The organism is Kitasatospora sp. NPDC088160 (assembly GCF_044741445.1).
Lineage (GTDB): Bacteria > Actinomycetota > Actinomycetes > Streptomycetales > Streptomycetaceae > Kitasatospora.
Genome location: NZ_JBIUSS010000016.1, coordinates 132935 through 152373, shown reverse-complemented (window position 1 = coordinate 152373; position 19439 = coordinate 132935). Strand labels below are relative to the sequence as shown.

The 19439-nt window shown below is 73.8% G+C and carries 14 protein-coding genes, 1 pseudogene and 1 riboswitch; of the genes and pseudogenes, 6 read left to right on the top strand and 9 right to left on the bottom strand.

What is annotated here, in order from left to right; genetic code table 11:
• Window positions 1-122 precede the first annotated feature (122 nt).
• Entirely contained in the window at window positions 123-1124 is a 1002-nt protein-coding gene (locus ACIOGZ_RS24980; protein ID WP_363631861.1) for a LacI family DNA-binding transcriptional regulator, read from the bottom strand.
• 179 nt (window positions 1125-1303) lie between these two features.
• Here ACIOGZ_RS24980 and ACIOGZ_RS24975 point away from each other — a divergent pair, with 179 nt between their 5' ends.
• Both ACIOGZ_RS24975 and ACIOGZ_RS24970 read left to right on the top strand, forming a co-directional pair.
• Window positions 1304-2245, top strand: a complete 942-nt coding sequence (locus tag ACIOGZ_RS24975; RefSeq protein ID WP_350876327.1) for a nitrilase-related carbon-nitrogen hydrolase — start codon at window positions 1304-1306, stop codon at window positions 2243-2245.
• 253 nt (window positions 2246-2498) lie between these two features.
• Window positions 2499-3242, top strand: a complete 744-nt coding sequence (locus ACIOGZ_RS24970; protein ID WP_400987345.1) for a DUF4232 domain-containing protein — start codon at window positions 2499-2501, stop codon at window positions 3240-3242.
• Between the two features lie 31 nt (window positions 3243-3273).
• Here the strand turns inward: ACIOGZ_RS24970 and asnB are convergent, their stop codons facing one another.
• Both asnB and ACIOGZ_RS24960 read right to left on the bottom strand, forming a co-directional pair.
• On the bottom strand, window positions 3274-5121 hold the full coding sequence (asnB, locus tag ACIOGZ_RS24965; RefSeq protein WP_400808253.1) for an asparagine synthase (glutamine-hydrolyzing): 1848 nt from the start codon (window positions 5119-5121) through the stop codon (window positions 3274-3276).
• Window positions 5122-5349: 228 nt separating this feature from the next.
• Window positions 5350-5751, bottom strand: a pseudogene (locus ACIOGZ_RS24960) (short-chain fatty acyl-CoA regulator family protein); the annotation flags it as partial.
• A 155-nt stretch (window positions 5752-5906) separates the two neighbouring features.
• On the opposite strand from ACIOGZ_RS24960, the gene ACIOGZ_RS24955 reads away from it, so the two are divergent.
• Genes ACIOGZ_RS24955 through ACIOGZ_RS24945 form a run of 3 tightly spaced genes read left to right on the top strand, consistent with a single transcriptional unit; the run spans window position 5907 to window position 9486 of the window.
• The gene (locus ACIOGZ_RS24955) at window positions 5907-7412 is read left to right on the top strand and encodes an MmgE/PrpD family protein (protein ID WP_400808255.1); all 1506 of its coding nucleotides are present in this window, start codon (window positions 5907-5909) and stop codon (window positions 7410-7412) included.
• Window positions 7412-8317 (top strand): methylisocitrate lyase, encoded by a 906-nt coding sequence (gene prpB / locus ACIOGZ_RS24950; protein WP_363583514.1) that lies wholly within the window; start codon window positions 7412-7414, stop codon window positions 8315-8317. The genes ACIOGZ_RS24955 and prpB overlap by 1 nt, the downstream gene beginning before the upstream one ends.
• 20 nt (window positions 8318-8337) lie before the next feature.
• Window positions 8338-9486, top strand: coding sequence for a bifunctional 2-methylcitrate synthase/citrate synthase (locus ACIOGZ_RS24945; RefSeq protein WP_363583512.1), 1149 nt, complete (start codon window positions 8338-8340; stop codon window positions 9484-9486).
• Here ACIOGZ_RS24945 and ACIOGZ_RS24940 read toward each other — a convergent pair.
• The gene (locus ACIOGZ_RS24940; protein ID WP_363583510.1) at window positions 9432-10898 is read right to left on the bottom strand and encodes a short-chain fatty acyl-CoA regulator family protein; all 1467 of its coding nucleotides are present in this window, start codon (window positions 10896-10898) and stop codon (window positions 9432-9434) included. The two genes, ACIOGZ_RS24945 and ACIOGZ_RS24940, sit on opposite strands and share 55 nt — an antisense overlap.
• Before the next feature lie 17 nt (window positions 10899-10915).
• Entirely contained in the window at window positions 10916-11776 is an 861-nt protein-coding gene (gene folP, locus ACIOGZ_RS24935; protein WP_363583506.1) for a dihydropteroate synthase, read from the bottom strand.
• A gap of 114 nt (window positions 11777-11890) precedes the next feature.
• Between folP and metF the strand changes: the two genes are divergently transcribed.
• Window positions 11891-12808 carry a methylenetetrahydrofolate reductase [NAD(P)H] gene (metF, locus tag ACIOGZ_RS24930; protein WP_363583504.1) on the top strand — a complete coding sequence of 306 codons (918 nt, stop codon included), beginning with the start codon at window positions 11891-11893 and terminating at the stop codon, window positions 12806-12808.
• 105 nt (window positions 12809-12913) lie between these two features.
• Here metF and metE read toward each other — a convergent pair whose 3' ends face one another.
• The 4 genes from metE to ACIOGZ_RS24910 all read right to left on the bottom strand — a co-directional run bounded on the left by metE (window position 12914) and on the right by ACIOGZ_RS24910 (window position 19429).
• Window positions 12914-15229: a 5-methyltetrahydropteroyltriglutamate--homocysteine S-methyltransferase gene (gene metE / locus ACIOGZ_RS24925; RefSeq protein WP_363583502.1), complete on the bottom strand. Its 2316-nt coding sequence runs from the start codon at window positions 15227-15229 to the stop codon at window positions 12914-12916.
• A gap of 164 nt (window positions 15230-15393) precedes the next feature.
• Window positions 15394-15616: riboswitch (cobalamin riboswitch) on the bottom strand.
• 29 nt (window positions 15617-15645) lie between these two features.
• Complete coding sequence (locus tag ACIOGZ_RS24920; RefSeq protein WP_363583500.1) at window positions 15646-16527, bottom strand: ECF transporter S component; 882 nt, start codon at window positions 16525-16527, stop codon at window positions 15646-15648.
• Window positions 16524-18197 carry an ATP-binding cassette domain-containing protein gene (locus tag ACIOGZ_RS24915; RefSeq protein WP_363583498.1) on the bottom strand — a complete coding sequence of 558 codons (1674 nt, stop codon included), beginning with the start codon at window positions 18195-18197 and terminating at the stop codon, window positions 16524-16526. The genes ACIOGZ_RS24920 and ACIOGZ_RS24915 overlap by 4 nt, the downstream gene beginning before the upstream one ends.
• Complete coding sequence (locus ACIOGZ_RS24910; RefSeq protein WP_363583496.1) at window positions 18194-19429, bottom strand: CbiQ family ECF transporter T component; 1236 nt, start codon at window positions 19427-19429, stop codon at window positions 18194-18196. Before ACIOGZ_RS24910 ends, ACIOGZ_RS24915 begins: the two co-directional genes overlap by 4 nt.
• Window positions 19430-19439 lie beyond the last annotated feature (10 nt).

Here is a 19439-nt window from a genome sequence, read left to right as displayed (position 1 = left end):
GCTATCGGTGCCAATCCACCCGAACGAATGCATTCGCCCTCGACCCCGGAGACGAGGACGCCCGGTCGTCGTCCGGGGCCGCGGTCGGTGTCCGTTCGGGTCGGTGTCCGTTCGGGTCGGTGTCAGCCGCGACCGGCGGTGGAAGCCCGGACGCGGAGTTCCCAGGCGTGGGTCCGTACCACGCCCGGTTCCGCCGCGCCCGACAGCAGGTCGCTGAGCAGGGCCGCGCATTCGCGGCCGTACTCCGCCGCGCGCAGGTCCACCGCCGTCACCTGCGGGCTCGACCCGCGTGCCGCGGCGCCGTCGACGCAGGCGGCCACCAGCACCTCGGTTCCGGCCCGCAGGCCTGCCCGGGCCACGGCTGCCAGCACGCCGGGCACCGCGCCGTCGGGGGCGCAGACCACGGCGTCCAGGCCCGGGGTGCCGGCGAGCAGGTCCGTGGTGGCGGCCTCGGCCTCGGTCGGCGTGGCCGCGAACGGGACCGTTCGCACGGCGACCTCGACGCCGTGGCGCCCGGTCCAGTCGGCGGCGGCGGCCCGCAGGGCGGCCGCCCAGTCGGATCCCGGGCCGGGGGCCAGCAGTGCCGGGCGGCGTGCGCCGCGGTGCGCGAGGTGGTCCAGCAGGGCGGCGAGCGAGGTGGCGTTGTCGCACACCACCGATCCGCTGGGTGCGGCCCCGCCTCCGAGGTAGCGCTCCCCGGTGACCACGGGTACGCCGGCGGCCAGCAGACCGGGCACGGCCGGGTCGTCGACCTCCGGATCGATGACCATCAGCCCGTCGACCCGGGCGGCCAGCCCGCCCTCCGCCGCCTTCCCGGGGGCCAGCAGCACCACGTCGAGGCCGTCCTCGCGGGCTCGCTCGACGGCGCCGAACGCCAGCTTCATGTAGTAGTCGAGGCGGGTCGCCGTGCGCGGCAGGTACAGGCCCACTGCCCCGGTGCTGGAGCGGCGCAGGCTGCGCGCCGCCGAGTTCGGCCGGTAGCCGAGCTCTCGGGCCGCGGCCTGGACGCGTTCACGCGTCGCCTCGGCCACCCGGCCGGATCCGAGGAGGGCGTCGGAGGCGGTGCTCTTGGACACCCCGGCCGCCCGGGCCACGTCGAACAAGGTCACGGATCGGCTGGTCACAGCCCGGAAGTCTAGACGCAGAACCGGAGGCCACCCGTGGTCCGGGCGCCTGCCATGCTCCTCGAACCCCCTTGCCGGAACGTTCCGGCAAGGCTTAGGGTCATCCGTGCCGGAACGTTCCGGCACAGCTTCGGCCGCTGCTCCCGACACCATGACCCGAGATGACCCGAGGACCCGCCATGCGCCTGATCACCGCCCTGAACCCGCCCGCGTCCCCGGCCCGCACCCGCGCGCCCCGGCGCGCCGCCCTGCGGGTCGCCCTCGTCCAGCAGCGCTGGCACGCGGACCCCGAGCAGCACCGGGCCGGCCTGCTGGAGGGAATCCGCCTCGCCGCCGAACAGGGCGCCGCCCTCGTCGCCCTCCAGGAGCTCACGCTCTCCCCGTACTTCGCCGTGCTGCGCCAGTCCGACCACCCGCAGGCCGTCGAGCCCGAGGACCTGCGCACCGGCCCGACCTTCGCGTTCGCCGCGGCCGCCGCCCGCGAGCACGGCATCCACGTGCACGCCTCGCTCTTCGAGAAGGCCGACGGGCCGGACGGCCCCGACGGCCTCGGCTACAACACCGCGATCCTCGTCGCCCCCGACGGCACCCTGGTGCAGCGCACCCGCAAGCTGCACATCCCCGTGACCGAGGGCTACTACGAGGACACCTGGTTCCGCCAGGGCCCGGCCGGCGAGGACGCCTTCCCCCTCGCCGAGGTGGGCGACGCCGCCGTCGGCCTGCCGACCTGCTGGGACCAGTGGTTCCCCGAGCTCGCCCGCGCCTACTCCCTCGCCGGCGCCGACGTGCTCGTCTACCCGACCGCCATCGGCTCCGAGCCGGGCCACCCCGGCTTCGACACCCAGCCGCTGTGGCAGCAGGTCATCACCGGCAACGCCATCGCCAACGCCACCTTCATGGTCGTCCCCAACCGCATCGGCACCGAAGGCGAACTCACCTTCTACGGCAGCTCGTTCATCGTCGACCCGTACGGCCGCGTGCTCGCCCGGGCACCGCGCGACGAGGCCGCCGTCCTGGTCGCCGACCTCGACCTCGACCAGCGCCACGACTGGCTCGAACTCTTCCCCTTCAACACCACCCGCCGCCCCGACGCCTACGCGCCCCTGACCGCCCAGCGCTGACGCCCCCGGCCTCCCCGGCCCGGTTCCGGCCAGGAAACGGGGAGGCCCGGCTGCGGGGCTGCGGGGCTGAAGGCGAGCGAAGTGGTGAGCCCGGGGCTCGCGGTGTCAATGGTGTTGCGCCTGGCCGATTGTCACAGTCCGGTCCTCGGGATGTCCTGGTGATTGTGACGCCGCGCATGCCACCGAAAGCCACTGACCGACCGTCATGGTAGGTGTCCAGCAAGCCAGCACGCACCGCCATCGGGGAGCCACCATGTCCGTCCGCCGCCGTCGCCCGCTGCTCGTCACCGCCGTCCTCGCCGTCGGCGCCGGACTCGTCCTGACCGCCTGCGGGCCCGACAACACCGACCCGGCCGCCGGCCCGAAGGCCTCCCCCACCACCGCGGCCGTCACACCCGCCCCCACCGGCGCGGCCCCCGCAACCGGGGCACCGACCGCACCGACCACGGGCCCGGCCTCGCACACCCCCACGGGCACACCCCACACACCGTCCGGCACCAGCCCCTCCACCAGCACCCGACCCGGCAACGCCCCCGCCCCCGCCGACGCCAGCCCGTGCGACATCAACAACCTCTCGATCCACGTCACCGCACGCCCCGGAGCGCCCAGCCAGCGGGTCATCGAAGTCCACAACACCGGCACCAAGGCCTGCAGCCTCAGCTCCTCCCCCGGCGTCAACCTCGGCAACTCCACCGCCCGCGACCAGAGCAACAACATCCGGCCCGTACTCGCCAGCGGCACCCAGCGCTTCCCCGTCCCCGCCGGCCAGAACGCCTACGCCGTCATCGACCTCAACCCCGGCGGCGCCACCACCGGCACCACCCCCGACATCAACGAACTCAACGTCCTCGCCGACCAGGACGACACCAACATGCCCCTCGCCGCCACCCACAACTTCCCGCTCACCAGCGACACCCGCGTCCTCAACCCCCACCTGGGCAACTACCGCGCCACCACCGCCGACGCCGTCACCTCCATGACAGCCGCAGGCAAGTAACCCCGACCACACCACCGACGAGGCCGCGAGGTCAGAGGGCCAGGGCGGGGCGGTGGTGGTCGAGCCACAGCGCGAGGTCGACGACCCGCTCCAGGCGGAGCCGGTGGCCCCACGGCAACTGCTCGGCAGGCGTGTCGATGGCCGCCCCGACGACCGTCTCGTCGGCGATGTCCCGTACGTGCGGTGCGTCCAGCGCCTCGCGGGCCAGCCGTTGCAGGCCCGCGTTGTAGTCGGGGTGGTGGGTGGCCGGGTAGTGGTTCTTCGGCCGCCACAGCACCGAGTCGGGGGCGATGCCCCGGCCGAGGTCGCGCAGCAGGCTCTTCTCCCGGCCGTCGTGGTTCTTCATCGCCCAGGGGGTGTTGAAGGCGTACTCGACGAGGCGGTGGTCGCAGTAGGGCACGCGCACCTCCAGGCCCTGGGCCATGGAGAGGCGGTCCTTGCGGTGCAGGAGTTGGCGCAGCCAGCGGGTGAGCGAGAGGTGCTGCATCTCGCGCAGGCGGTGTTCGGCGGCGCTCTCGGAGTCGAGGCGGGGGACGGCGGCCACGGCGGTGCGGTAGGTGTCGGCGCGGAACTCGGGGATGCGCAGCCGGGCGGCGAGGTCGGGGTGGAGCGGCATGGCGGCCTGGTCCCCGGTCACCAGGAGCCAGGGGAAGGCGCGAGCGGCGAGCGCCTTCGGGTGGTGGAACCACGGGTAGCCTCCGAAGACCTCGTCGGCGGCCTCGCCGGAGAGGGCGACGGTGGAGTGCTTGCGGATCTCTCCGAACAGCAGGTAGAGCGAGGTGTCCATGTCGCCGACGCCGATCGGCGAGTCCCGGGCGACGACCACGGCGCGCCGGTTGTCCGGGTCGAGCAGGGCACGGGGGTCGAGGACGACGGTGGAGTGCCGGGTGCCGATGAACGCGCCGGCCTCGGCGGCGAAGGGGGTGTCGTGGCCGGTACGCAGCACGTCGCCGGTGAACTGTTCGGCCTGGTCGCTGTAGTCGACGGCGTAGGAGCGCAGCGTGGCCTGCGGCCCTTCGCGGAGCCGGAGTTCGTCGGCGATCAGGGCGGTGACGACGGTGGAGTCGAGGCCGCCCGAGAGCAGGCTGCACAGCGGGACGTCGGCCTCCAGCTGGGTACGGGCGGCGCGGTCGACCAGGCCACCGATCAGCTCGGTGGTGGTCTGCGGGTCGTCGGTGTGCGGGCGGGCGGTCAGCTCCCAGTAGCGCCGTTCGCGGATGCCGTCGCGGTCGAGGACGAGCATGCTGCCGGGGTGCACCTCGCGGACGCCGGCCCAGACGGTGGGGCCGGTGTTGAACAGGAGGCTGTAGGCCTCGCGCAGGCCGTCGGCGTCCACGGTGGGGGTCACCTCGGGGTGGGCGAACAGGGCCTTGGGTTCGGAGCCGAAGGCGAGGCCGCCGTCGGTTTCGGCCCAGAACAGCGGCTTGACCCCGAGCCGGTCGCGGACCAGCAGCAGGCGCTGCTCGCGGTCGTCCCAGACGGCGAAGGCGTACATGCCCTCCAGGTGGTCGACCAGGGCGTCTCCCCACTCCTGGTAGGCGCGCAGGACCACCTCGGTGTCGCTCCGTGTCTCGAACCGGTGGCCCCTGGCGGCGAGTTCGGATCTCAGCCGGTGGTGGTTGTAGACCTCGCCGCTGTAGGTGAGCACCACCTGCGGGTGTTCGGGGCGGTCGGTCATGGGCTGGGTGCCGCCCTCGATGTCGATGACGGCGAGGCGGCGGTGGCCGAGCGCGGCGTGGCGGCCGAGCCAGACCCCGCCGGCGTCGGGTCCGCGCAGGGCCATGGTGTCGGTCATCGCCTGGATGACGGAGGCGGCCCCGTGGCCGATGTCCTGGTGGAAGGACTGGTGGAAGGACACCCAGCCGGTGATCCCGCACATGCTCGCGCTCCTGGGGTGAAGGGGTGTGCTCTGCCGGACGCTGTCGGCGACGGCGCCCGGCCCAGAAGTCGGGCCGGACGTCCGGGAAGTTCCGGGCAACCGCAGGATTCCCGGGGCGGGTCGGGCGGTGCCCGCGCGAAGCCCACCGGGGGTGCACCGCCGGGCGTCGGGCTCGGACGGAGGGGCGTCGGGCTCGGACGGCCGGACCGGTACGTCGGCCGGCGGCGTTCAGTTCCGGGGATCGGGCAGCGCGGGGTACGGGATGAAGGTGCTGGTGTGCTCGTCGAGCGCCAGCGGCCGGCCGATGGCGGGCGCGGCGCGCTGCGGGCACGCCGGGCGTTCGCACACCTTGCAGCCGAGCCCGATCGGGGTGGCAGCCGCCACGTCGCCGAGGTCCAGTCCCGCCGAGTACACGAGCCGTGCGGCGTGGCGGAGTTCGCAGCCGAGGCCGATGGCGAAGGTCTTGCCGGGGCGGCCCCAGCCGCCGGGTGAGCGGGTGACGGCGCGGGCGGTCCAGAGGTAGCGCCGGCCGTCGGGCATGGCGGCGACCTGGACGTGGACCCGGCCGGGGGCGGCGAAGGATTCGTAGACGTTCCACAGCGGGCAGGTGCCGCCGGTGCGGGAGAAGTGGAGGAGCCGGTTCCCCGGCGGGGTTCGCAGGTTTCGCAGGTTCGCAGGAATCCGCCGTACGGATTCCACCGATTGGCATGCTGGATCATCGGCCGTCCGACGAGCAGGCTCGGTCATGCAAGACCGAGAGCCATCGAGCGCCCCCGAGGAGTCCCGTGATCGAGCACCACGTCCGCGTCCACCCCAGTGCCGACCGGCTGCCGCGTGAGGAGCAGCTCGCCTGGAAGCTGGCCGCCGTCGCGACCGGCACCGAGGAGCTGGACCCGGCCAGCGTGAACATGGCCGTCAACCGGGTGATCGACAACGCGGCGGTGGCCGTCGCGTCGCTGCTGCGCCGGCCCGTGACGGTGGCCCGCGCCCAGGCGCTCGCCCACCGCGGCGCGCCGGGCGCCCGGGTGTTCGGCAGCCTGGCCCGGGTCTCACCGGAGTGGGCGGCCTGGGCCAACGGGACGGCGGTGCGCGAGCTGGACTTCCACGACACCTACCTCGCCGCCGACTACTCCCACCCCGGCGACAACATCCCGCCGCTGCTGGCCGTCGCCCAGCACACCGGCCGCAGCGGGGCCGACCTGCTGCGCGGCATCGTCGCCGCCTACGAGGTCCACGTCGCACTGGTGCGGGGCATCTGCCTGCACGCCCACCGGATCGACCACGTCGCGCACCTGAGCGCGGCCACCGCCTGCGGGCTCGGGGCGCTGCTGCGGCTGCCGACCGAGACGGTGTACCAGGCGGTGCAGCAGGCCGTGCACACCACCACGGCCACCCGGCAGTCCCGCAAGGGCGAGATCTCCAGCTGGAAGGCCTTCGCCCCCGCCTTCGCCGGCAAGGCCGCGATCGAGGCGGTGGACCGGGCGATGCGCGGCGAGACCTCCCCGTCCCCCGTCTACGAGGGTGAGGACGGCTTCCTCGCCTGGCTGCTCGACGGCCCGCAGTCCGACTACACCGTGCCGCTGCCCGCGCCCGGCGAGCCGAGGCGGGCGATCCTGGACACCTACACCAAGGAGCACTCCGCCGAGTACCAGGCCCAGGCGATCATCGACCTGGCCCGGCGGCTGCGCGAGAGGACCGGGCCGCTGGACGGCGTCCGCTCGGTCGTCCTGCACACCAGCCACCACACCCACCACGTCATCGGCTCCGGCTCGGGCGACCCGCAGAAGTACGACCCGCGCGCCAGCCGGGAGACCCTCGACCACTCGATCCCGTACATCCTCGCCGTCGCCCTGGAGGACGGCGCCTGGCACCACGAGCGCTCCTACGCCCCCGAACGGGCCCAACGCCCGGAGACCGTGGCGCTCTGGCAGAAGATCACCACGGTCGAGGACCCGGAGTGGACCGCCCGCTACCACGACCCCGACCCGGCCCGGCGGGCCTTCGGCGGGCGTGTGGTGATCACCCGGGACGACGGCACGGTGATCCAGGACGAGCTGGCCGTCGCCGACGCCCACCCGGCCGGCGCGCGCCCCTTCGACCGCCCCGCCTACCAGCGGAAGTTCCGCACCCTGGCCGAGGGCATCGTCTCCCCCGCCGACCAGGACCGCTTCCTGGCAGCCGCCGCCGACCTCGCCGAGCTGAAGGCCCCGGACCTGGACGAGCTGTTCCCGGCCGTCGACACCGAGACCGTGCGCGCGTTCGACGCGCTCCTCCCGAAGGGCCTGTTCTGATGCTGCACACCCGCACCACCCCCGCCCAGCGCCGCCGCGCCCTGCGCGAACGCCTCGCCACCGGGCGGCTGTTGACGATGCCCGGCGCGCTCAACCCGCTCTCCGCCCGGCTCATCCAGGACCTCGGCTTCGAGGCCGCCTACCTCTCCGGCGCCGTCCTCGCCGCCGACCTCGGCCTGCCCGACATCGGCCTCACCACCGCCACCGAGGTCGCCGCCCGCGCCCAGCAGACCACCCGGGTCACCGACCTCCCGGTGCTGATCGACGCCGACACCGGCTTCGGCGAACCCATGAACGCCGCCCGCACCGTCCAGCTGATGGAGGACGCCGGCCTCGCCGGCCTGCACCTGGAGGACCAGGTCAACCCCAAGCGCTGCGGCCACCTCGACGGCAAGGCGGTCGTCCCCCGCGAGGACATGACCCGCCGCCTGCGGGCCGCCGTCGACGCCCGCCGCGACCCCGACTTCCTGCTGATGGCCCGCACCGACGCCCGCTCCGTCGAGGGACTGCGCGCGGCGATCGACCGGGCCAAGGCCTACGTCGACGCCGGAGCCGACGCGATCTTCCCCGAAGCCCTCGCCGACGAGGCCGAGTTCGAGGCCTTCCGCAAGGCCGTCGACGTCCCGCTGCTCGCCAACATGACCGAGTTCGGCAAGTCCCCGCTGCTCGACGCCCGCACCCTCCAGGACCTCGGGTACGAGATCGCGCTCTACCCCGTCACCCTGCTGCGCCTGGCCATGGGCGCGGTCGAGGACGGCCTGCGCACCCTCGCCGCCGAGGGCACCCAGGAGTCGCTGCTGCCGCGCATGCAGACCCGCTCCCGGCTGTACGAACTCCTCGGCTACGAGCAGTACGCGGCCTTCGACACCGCCGTCTTCGACTTCACCCTCCCGCCCGGCGCCTGACCCCGCATCGGAGACCAGCCATGCCCACCACCGCGCCCGGGATCCACCGCGGACTCGCCGGAGTCGTCGTCGACACCACCGGGATCTCCACCGTCATCCAGGAGACCAACTCCCTCACCTACCGCGGCTACCCCGTCCAGGACCTCGCCGCCCAGCGCTCCTTCGAGGAGGTCGCCTACCTGCTGTGGCACGGCGAGCTGCCCGACCCCGGACAGCTGCGGGAGTTCCGGGCCCTCGAGGCCGCCCTGCGCCCGCTCGACCGCACCACCACCGAACTGCTCGCCAAGCTGCCCGAGACCTGCCACCCGATGGACGTGCTGCGCACCGCCGTCAGCTTCTTCGGCGCCGAGGACCCCACCGAGGACGACGGCCGCCCCGCGCCCCACCTCGCCAAGTCCCTCACCCTGCTGGCGAAACTGCCCACCGTCGTCGCCGCCGACCAGCGCCGCCGCCGGGGCCTGGCGCCCATCCCGCCGGACCCCGGGCTCGGCTACGCGGAGAACTTCTTCCACATGTGCTTCGGCGCGGTGCCCGCCCCGGAGGTGGTCCGCTGCTTCGAGATCTCCCTCGTGCTGTACGCCGAGCACAGCTTCAACGCCTCCACCTTCACCGCCCGCGTCGTCACCTCCACCCTCTCCGACCTCTACAGCGCCGTCACCGCCGCGATCGGCGCACTCAAGGGCCCCCTGCACGGCGGCGCCAACGAGGCCGTGATGCACATGCTGGAGGAGATCGACGCCCCCGCCCGGGCCGCGCAGTGGCTCGACGAGGCGCTCGCCGCCAAGCGGAAGATCATGGGCTTCGGCCACCGCGTCTACCAGCACGGCGACTCCCGCGTCCCGATCATGCAGGCCGCCCTGGACGCCCTGGTGGCCCGCAGCGCCGACCCCCGGACGGCCCGGCTGGCCGCCCTGCACGCCGCACTGCGCGAGGCGATGCTGGAACGCAAGGGCATCCACCCCAACCTCGACTACCCCGCCGGCCTCGCCTACCACCTGATGGGCTTCGACACCCCCGTCTTCACACCCGTCTTCGTGATGAGCCGCATCACCGGCTGGACCGCCCACATCACCGAACAGCTCGCCCACAACTCCCTGATCCGCCCGCTCGCCTGCTACGACGGCCCCGGCCAGCGCCCGGTGCCGGGGCTGTCACCGAGCACGGCGTAGGGAACGCGGCTGCGGCGGTCCGGCTCGACCGCCAGGCGCCCGCCCGCCGGCGGGCGGGCGCGCTGGACGCAGTCGCGGCGCTCGCAGATCCGGCAGCCCAGCCCGATCGGGGTCGCCGCTCCCGGAGCGTCGAGCGCGACGCCCTCGGCGTAGACGAGGCGGTGGGCGTGGCGCAGCTCGCAGCCGAGCGCGACGGCGAACTCGCTGCGCGGTGCGCGGTGCCCGAAGCCGCCGTGGGAGACGGTGCGGGCGATCCAGAAGTAGCGCTTCCCGTCCGGCATCTCGGCGACCTGGGTGAGGATCCGGCCGGGCGCGGAGAAGGCCTCGTAGACCGTCCAGAGCGGGCAGGTGCCGCCGAGGCGGGAGAAGTGGAAGTCGGTCGCGGACTGGCGCTTGGAGATGTTGCCCGCCCGGTCGGCGCGCAGGAAGGAGAACGGGACGCCGCGTCGGCCCGGACGCTGGAGGGTGCTCAGCCGGTGGCAGACCGTCTCGAACCCGACCCCGAAGCGGGCCTGGAGCAGCTCGATGTCGTACCGAAGCTCCTCGGCGGCCGTGTGGAAGGCGGTGTACGGCATCAGCAGGGCGCCGGCGAAGTAGTTGGCCAGGCCGATCCTGGCCAGGTCGGCGGCCTGGGGTGAGGTGAGGCCGGGCCCGGCCGCCGCCACGAGCGTGTCGAGCAGCGGCCGGTGCTCCAGCAGGGCCAGTTGGGTGGCGAGTTGGAAGGCACGCCGGCCGCCGGCCAGCCACGGTGAGAGCCGCAGCGTGCCGGCCGCCGGATCGTAGCGCCGCAGGTCGCCGGGCCGCCGGTGGTCGGCGTCCAGCACCCGCACCCCGTGCCGCTCGCCGAGGCGGGCGGCCAGCGCGGCGGCGGTGCGGCCCGCGGTCGTCGTCGCCAGGCACCGCGCGGTCCGCTCCGCCGCCTCGTCCAGGGCGGCGATGTGGTTGTGATGGGTGTAGAAGAAGTCCCTGACCTCGTCATGGGGTTCGGCCGGGCGGATGCCCGCCCCGGTGCCGGGCTCACCGAGGTCGACGACCCGCGCGAGCGCCTCGCGGTAGCCGCGGTGCAGCGCGACCAGGGCCCGTGCCACCTCCGGGTGGTTCCGGCTCACCTCCGCGATCTCCTCCGTCGGCACGGCTCCGCCACAGGCCTCGTCCGCGAGCACGGTGCGCAGGTCGGTGCCGAGGCGTTCCTCCTCGGCCTCGGAGAAGAACTCCGGGTCGACCCCGAGCACCTCGGCGATCCGCAGCAGCACGGCGGCGGTCAGCGGGCGCTGGCTGTGCTCGATCTGGTTGAGGTAGCTGGTCGAGATGCCGAGCTCGCGCGCCAGCTCGACCTGGTTCATGCCGTGCTCGCGGCGCAGTCGGCGCAGCTTGGCGTGGGCGTAGATCTTCCGCCCGGTCGGACGTGGCATGGCGCGTACTTCCTCTCTCAGACCCGGTTGGTTCGGATCGCGGCCTCGACCCGGACGGCGTCGGCGGTGTCACGGACCTCGTGCACCCGCACCGCCCAGGCGCCCTGCGCGGCGGCCAGGACGCTGGCCGCCGCGGTGGCCGCGTCGCGTTCACGGGCCGGACGGGCCTCGCCCGTCCGCGGGTCGGCCAGCAGCTCGCCCAGGAAGCGCTTGCGCGAGGCCGCCACCAGGAGCGGGCGCCCCAGTACGCGCCAGGCGTCCAGTGACGCCAGCAGCGCCCAGTCGTCCTGCCGGCGTTTGGCGAAGCCGAGGCCCGGGTCCACGATGACCTGGGCGGGGTCGACCCCGGCCGACACCACCGCGTCCATCTGCCGTGCGACCTCGCGGATCACCTCGGCCGCGACGTCCTCGTACGCGGCCAGCTCGTCCATGTGGGCGGACTGCCCGCGCCAGTGCATGACGACGAAGGGCACTCCGGCCCTGGCCGCGGCGCGGGCCATGCCCGCGTCGGCCCGGCCCCCGCTGACGTCGTTGATGATCCGGGCGCCGGCCTCCACCGCCGCTTCGGCGACCCGGGCCCGCATCGTGTCGATGCTGACCAGGACGCCCTTGTCGGTGAGCGAGCGCACCACCGGCAGGACCCGGCGCAGTTCCTCCTCCTCGGACACCCTGGTCGCTCCCGGCCGGGTCGACTCCCCGCCGACGTCCACGATGTCCGCGCCCTGCTCGGCCAGCAGCAGTCCACGGTCCACCGCGCGCCCCGGGTCCAGCCAGCGGCCGCCGTCCGAGAACGAGTCGGGGGTCACGTTCACGACTCCCATCACCGCGCACCGATCCCATCCGGGCAGTCCCGACAATACCTGCGAAGGTCTTTTCATGCGCCCATTGTGCCGCCCGCCCCACCCGTCTCCCAACTCGTACCACCGAGAGAATTCGTATCACAGAGTGGACACCTGAGGACTACCGCGAGCCCGGCTGGTTAACCTCCTGCCATGACACTCGGAATTCCCTCCACGCGCACGGATCGGGCGACCTCCGTCCGCGAACTCCTCGCGGCCGGCAGGCTTTCCTATTCCTTCGAATTCATGCCGCCCCGGAGCGCCGAAGCGGAGGTCGGCCTGTGGAATGCGATCCGGCGCCTGGAAGCGCTGTCCCCCACCTTCGTCTCCGTGACCTACGGCGCCGGCGGGTCGACACGGGAGCGGACGGTGAACGTCACCGGCCGCATCGCGCAGGAGACCACCCTCACGCCGACCGCCCACCTGACCGCAGTCGGCCACAGCGTCGCCGAACTGCGGAACATCCTCGGCCACTACGCTGACCAGGGAGTTCGCAACATCCTGGCGCTGCGCGGCGACCCGCCGGGCGATCCGCTGGGCACCTGGCACCGCCACCCCGACGGAGTGGAGTACGCCGCCGACCTGGTGCGGCTGATCAAGGAGTCCGGCGACTTCTGCGTCGGCGTGGCCGCGTTCCCGGACCTGCACCCGAGGTCCCCCGACTGGGATTCCGAGATCAGGCACTTCATCGAGAAGTGCCGGGCGGGAGCCGACTACGCCATCACCCAGATGTTCTTCGACGTGGACAGCTACCTCCGTTTCCGGGATCGACTGGAATCGGCCGGCTGCACCGTTCCGGTCATTCCGGAGATCATGCCGGTGACCAGTATCCGGTCGCTTCGGAGGATTCCGACGCTGACCACTGCCGCCATTCCCGATGATCTCTCCGAAAGCATGCTGAAGCACCAGGACAACCCGAAGGCCGTCCGGTCGATCGGTATCGATCAGGCCACCGGAATGTGCCGGCGCCTGCTCTCCGAGGGAGTTCCCGGGCTGCATTTCATGACCATGAACTTCTCCACGGTGACGACGGAGATCTACCAGAACCTCGGGCTTCCCGGGTCCGGGTGAAACGGGCCGGGCCGCCGTTGCGGCCCGGCCCGGGGACGGTCCCGGGCCGACCCGGCCGGGCGCCGCACGGCGTGCGGGGCCCGGCCGGGTCGCGTCACCGGGGGGTCAGCCGGCGAGCTCCGCGCGCAGGTGGCGGGCGGCGCCGACGAGGCTGTCGAGCGAGGCGCGGGTCTCCGTCCAGCCGCGGGTCTTCAGGCCGCAGTCGGGGTTGACCCAGAGCCGCTCGGCGGGGATGGCCGCGAGGCCCGCGCGCAGCAGGGCGATGGCCTCGTCGGTGCTCGGGACGCGCGGGGAGTGGATGTCCCAGACGCCCGGGCCGACCTCGCGCGGGTAGCCGGCCCCGGCGAGTTCGCCGGCGACCTCCATGTGCGAGCGGGTGGCCTCCAGCGAGATGACGTCCGCGTCGAGTTCGTCGATCGCCGTCATGATCGCGCCGAACTCGGCGTAGCACATGTGGGTGTGGACCTGGGTGTCGGCCCGCACCCCGGAGGTGGCGAGGCGGAAGGACTCGGTCGCCCACGCCAGGTACGCCGGGCGGTCGGCGGCGCGCAGCGGCAGGGTCTCGCGCAGGGCCGGCTCGTCGACCTGGACGACGGCCGCGCCGGCGGCCTCCAGGTCGGTGACCTCGTCGCGCAGGGCGAGGGCGACCTGGCGGGCGGTGTCGCCGAGCGGCTGGTCGTCGCGGACGAAGGACCAGGCGAGCATCGTGACGGGGCCGGTGAGCATGCCCTTGACCGGGCGGTCGGTCAGGCCCTGCGCGTAGCCGAACCAGTCGACGGTCATCGGGTGCGGGCGGGAGATGTCCCCGGCCAGGACCGGCGGGCGCACGTACCGGGTGCCGTAGGACTGCACCCAGCCGTGCCGGGTGGCGAGGTAGCCGGTGAGCTGTTCGGCGAAGTACTGGACCATGTCGTTGCGCTCGGGCTCGCCGTGCACCAGGACGTCCAGTCCGGCCTTCTCCTGGAAGGCGATGACCTCCCGGACCTCCGCCTCGATGCGCTCGCGGTAGGCCGGGGCGTCGATCCGGCCCGCCGTGAGATCGGCCCGCGCGACCCGCAGTTCGGAGGTCTGCGGGAACGAGCCGATGGTGGTGGTCGGCAGCAGTGGCAGGCCGAGCCGGGCGCGCTGGGCCTCGGCCCGCTGCGGGTAGGCCTGGGCGCGGCGGGCGTCGTCGGCGGTGACGGCGGCGGTACGGGCGCGCACCGCCGGGTCGTGGGTGATCGGCGAGTTGGCGCGCGAGGCGAGGTCGGCGCGGTTGGCGGCCAGGTCGGCGGCGATCGCCCCCGTGCCCTCGCGCAGGCCCCGGGCCAGCAGCGCCACCTCCCTGGCCTTCTGCTTGGCGAAGGCGAGCCAGCGCAGGATCTGCGGGTCGACGTCGCGTTCGGCGGCGGCGTCCAACGGCACGTGCAGGAGGGAGCAGGACGGCGCGACGTCGACCCGCTCGGCGAGGCCCAGCAGGGTCGCCAGGGTGGCCAGCGACTTCTCCAGGTCGTTGATCCAGATGTTGCGCCCGTCGACCACCCCGGCGACCAGCCGCTTGCCGGGCAGCCCGCCGACGGCGGCCAGATCGTCCAGGTTCGCCGCGGCGGGCCCCGTGAAGTCCAGCGCCAGGCCCTCGACCGGGGCCTTGGCCAGCACCGGCAGGGCCTCACCCAGGCGGTCGAAGTAGCTCGCGACCAGCAGCTTCGGACGGTCCGCAAGGCCGCCCAGCTCACGGTAGGCGCGGGCGGCGGCGTTCAGCTCGGCCGGGGTGCGGTCCTGCACCAGCGCGGGCTCGTCCAGCTGCACCCACTCGGCGCCGGCCGCCTTCAGGTCCGCCAGCAGCTGCGCGTAGACGGGCAGCAGCCGGTCCAGCAGGGTGATCGGCTGGAAGTCCTCGGCGACACCGGGGGCGGGCTTGGCGAGCAGCAGGTAGGTGAGGGGGCCGACCAGCACGGGGCGTGCGGTGTGGCCGAGCGCCAGCGCCTCCCGAAACTCCCCGACGGCCTTGGCCGGGTTCGCGGTGAAGACGGTGTCCGGGCCGAGTTCGGGCACCAGGTAGTGGTAGTTGGTGTCGAACCACTTGGTCATCTCCAGCGGCGCGACCTCCTGGGTGCCGCGCGCCATGGCGAAGTAGCCGTCCAGCGCGTCCGCCTCGACGGCCGCCCGGTGGCGGGCCGGGATCGCGCCGACGGCGACCGTGGTGTCCAGTACGTGGTCGTAGAGCGAGAAGTCGCCGGTGGGCACTTCCGAGGCCCCGGCCTGGGCGAGCTGCGCCCAGTTCTCCCGGCGCAGGCCGACCGCCGTCTCCCGCAGGGCGTCGGCGGTGACCGTGCCCTTCCAGTAGCCCTCGATGGCCTTCTTCAGCTCCCGGCCCTGGCCCTGCCGGGGGTAGCCGTACACGGTGGCCCTGGTTGCCGCGGCTGCGGACTTCGTGGTCAAGGGACTCTCCTTCGCGAGTCTGGCTCCTCAAGTACCCGGGGACGGGACGAGAGCGCGAAGGGATGACGAACCGGGCGGCGGCTCACGTCGATGCGCGTGCCGGACCCGCCTGGTATGGTCGCCGACCCGCCCACGAGGTCACCGGGATATCCGCACGCGGAACGGTCCGCGGGCGGGCAACGGGCAGGTCTTCGGACTCGTGGGCGCACCGGGCCTGTTGGCGTCCGGTACCTACTGGCCATCGCTTCCCAGACCCGTCCCGGGTCCAGTGCGTATGACGGCGGTCGTTCCCACTCACCGCTGCGGGGCAGTCCCGGATTCCCACCGGGTTCCCTCTTGCGACGTCCTGCCTGGCGGGCAGGACGAACCAGCTGCGTCGCCAGCTTAGGGGCAAACCGCCGGGGCCGACGCGGAATTCACGGAAGCCGTCCGCATGGTGAGACTCCCTCGCCGCTCGCGGAGCCGATGGCGGAGCCGTTCGCGGTGTCGTTCGCGGTGACTCGTCGACCGTCCGGGGCCTCGAAGCGCACCATGGGCTCGAAGTTGGCGCGGCGGGCCGCGCGGCGGAAGACGGTGAGGACGGCCGGGCCGACGACGAGCACGGCGGTGAAGGTGGTGACGGCACGGCCGGTGTCCCAGCCGAGCGAGGTGGCGAGGTCGAAGAGCAGGTAGCGGTGCCACTGCTCGGTGAAGGGCAGCCCCGGCAGGTAGGCGATGGAACTGTTCGGGTCGGTGGAGAACGGCCAGAAGGAGAGGTTGAGGAGGAAGCCGAAGAGGTACCCGGAGAACGCCCCGTACGCGGCCAGCATCGGGACCTCCCAGCGCCGCCGCCGGGTTCTCGGCAGGAGCCCGGCGAGCATGCCGACGAACGCGCAGCCGAACATCTGGTACGGCATCCAGGGGCCGACGCCGCCGGTGAGCAGCGCGGAGGCGAACAGCGAGGTGCAGCCGAGGGTGAAGCCGAAGCCCGGGCCGAAGACCCGGCCGGCCAGGACGAGGACGAAGAAGACCGTCTCCACTCCGGCGGTGCCGGCGCCGAGCGGGCGCAGCCCGGCGTTGACGGCCGACAGGACGCCGAGCATGGCGAGGGCCTTGGCGTCGATGCCGCCGGCCGCGATCTCCGCGATGACGACGGCGAGCACCAGGACCAGCAGGGCGCCGAAGATCAGCGGCGGGGCGTAGGAGGAGCCGAACTTTCCGGGGGCGACGACGAACGGCCAGGTGAAGGCGACCAGGCCGATGAAGGCGGCCAGGGCCGCGACGACGCGGGCCCGGCCGGGGATCCGGACGGCACTCACCGGGCGGCCTGCGCGGGCGCGAGGGCGGCGGCGACCTGTCGGGTGGTCAGGTAGGGCAGCGGGGCGAGGATCTTGGCGGTCTGGGGGGCGAAGGTGGGCGAGGCGACGATGACCTCGGCGGTGGGGCCGTCGGCGACGATCTCGCCCTCGGCCATCACCACCACCCGGTCGGCGGCGGCGGCGACGAACTCGACGTCGTGGGTGGAGACGACGACCGTGCGGCCTTCGGCGGCGAGGGCGTCCACGATGCCGGTGAGCGCTTCCTTCCCGTGGTAGTCGAGCCCTCGGGTGGGTTCGTCCAGCAGCACCACCCGTGGCGCGGCGGCCAGTTGGATCGCCAGGACCAGGGCCAGCTTCTGGCCCTCGGAGAGGTCCCGGGGGTGGGTGCCGTCGGGGATCCCGGGGGCGAGCCGGTCGAGGATCTGCCTCGCGGTCGGGCCGGCTGTGGTCGGGCCGGCGACGGTCGGGCCGGCTGCGCGGTGGGCCTCCAGGTCGCTCTGGGCGAGTTCCTGGGCGACCGTCTCCAGGTACAGCAGGTCGGTCGGGGTCTGCGGGACGAGCCCGACGAGCTGTCGGGCCCTGGCCGCGGAGAGCCGCTTGGGGTCCATGGCCGGCCCGCTGTCGGCTCCGAGGACCTGCACGCTGCCACCCTGTCGCGGGCCTGAGCCCTGGAGGGCCCACAGGAGCGAGGACTTGCCCGAGCCGTTGCGCCCCATCAGCGCCGTGACCTCGCCGGCCCGCAGACCCAGCCCGATCTCCCGGACGGCGGTCACCTGCCCGTACCGGACGACCACCCCTCGGGCGTCCAGCACCCGTTCCCCCGCCACCGCTGCCCGGCGCGGCGGAGGAACGGGCACGTCGTTCAGCCGCTCCCGCAGCGGGGCGGCGGCGCGCCGGGCGTCCCGGACGGAGAGCGGCAGCGGCCGCCACCCGGCCAGCCGCCCGAGGTCGACGACCGGCGGCGCGATCGCGGTGCGCCGGAAGACCTCGGCGGGCGGCCCGTGCACGACCGTGCCGTCGCCGGGCAGGTAGGCGACGCGGTCGGCGTACTGGACGACCCGCTCCAGGCGGTGTTCGGCGAGCAGGACGGTGACGCCGAGGTCGTGGACCAGACGGGTGATGGCCGCGAGCACCTCCTCGGCGGCGGTCGGGTCGAGCGCCGAGGTCGGTTCGTCCAGGACCAGGACGCGCGGGTGCGCGGTGAGCACCGAGCCGATGGCGACACGCTGCTGCTGGCCGCCGGAGAGCTCGTGCAGGGCGCGGTGGCGCAGGTCGGCGAGGCCGAGCAGGTCGAGGGTCTCCTCGACGCGCTTGCGCATCACCGCCGGCGGGACGGCCAACTGCTCCATGACGTAGGCCAGTTCCTCCTCCACCGTGTCGGTGGTGAAGCCGGCCAGCGGGTCCTGCCCCACCACGCCGACCACGTCGGCCAGTTCGCGAGGGGGGTGGTGCGCGGTGTCCCGGCCGTCCACGGTCACCCGGCCGCGCAGGGTGCCGCCGGTGAAGTGCGGCACGAGGCCGTTGACGGCGCCGAGCAGGGTCGACTTGCCAACGCCGGTGCGGCCGACCACCAGGCAGAGCTCGCCCTCCGGGATGTGCAGGTCGACGTCGCGCAGGACGGGGGCGGTCTCGCCGTCGTACACCACGCCGACCTGGTCGAATCGGATCACGTGCTCACCTCGGGGGTCGTGCGGTCGGCGCCGGTGCGGCGGGTCCCGGCGGCGGGCTCCGGGGTACGCCCGGGCTCCGGGGTACGCCCGGGCGGAGGCGCGATGACCCCGGCGGCGCCGGCCAGCAGCAGGGCGAGCACCGGGACGAGCGGCAGGCTCGGCCAACTGAGCGGGTAGAGCGAGGGGTTGAGATCGGTGGCGGCGTAGCCGACGGTGGCGAACAGCAGGACGGCGGCGGTCACCCCGCAGCCCGCGACGCCCCACTCGGCGGCCCGCCAGCGGTCCGGCCGGTAGGTGGTGCGCCGTACGCGCCGGCCGCCGAGGACCAGCCCCGCCACGCAGAGCAGGGCGCCCGCGAGGAAGGCGGGAAGTCCCAGGGCAGCGGGGGCGGTTCCGTCCAGGAGCCCGTACACCCCGGCGCACAGGCCGCACATGCCGAGCAGCATCAGGGCGCCGGTGATGCGGCGGGAGCGGCGGGTCGCGGTGCCGGAGCGGCCGTAGCCGCGCGAGTCCATCGCGGCGGCCAGGTGCAGCGAACGCTCCAGCGCGTCCTCCAGCACCGGGACGACGATGCCGCGCAGCGCGCGGATTCCCTTCCGCTGCCCGGCGCGCAACCGCCGTGCCCGGGCGACGCGTTGGACGCTCTGCACCAGCTGCGGGGCGACGCTGAGCGACACCGTCACGGCGACGCCCAGCTCGTACAGGGCGCCGGGCAGGACGCGCAGGGCGCGCTTGGGGTTGGCGAGGGTGTTGGCGGCGCCGATGCAGCAGATCAGGCAGGCCAGGCGCAGCCCGTCGAAGGCGGCGGAGAGGGTCGCCTCCAGGGAGACCGGCCCGCCGATCTGGATGCCCGCGTACCAGGCGGGGGTGGGCAGGTGCGGGAGCGAGAAGAGCAGGTGGTCGTGCGGGGTGATGCCGGTGGCGAAGACGCACCGGAACACCACCCGGATCGCCACCACGGTCAGAGCCAGCCACAGGTAGTAGGTGAACCCGCGCGCCCACGGGGCCTCGGTCCGGCGGGCGGTGACCACGTAGCCGAGCACGGCGAGGACGAGCAGGAGCAGCAGCGGGTTGGTGGTGCGGCTGGCCGCCGTCGCCAGGGCGAGCGCCCAGGTCCACCAGGCCAGCGGGTGCAGGTTCCGGGGGCTGCGCCGGCTCCCGGCGTCCCGTCCGGGGGTGGGCTTCGGCTTCGGGGTGGGCTTCGGGGGGCCGGCGTCGGGTTTGTCGGGCATGGTCACCGGA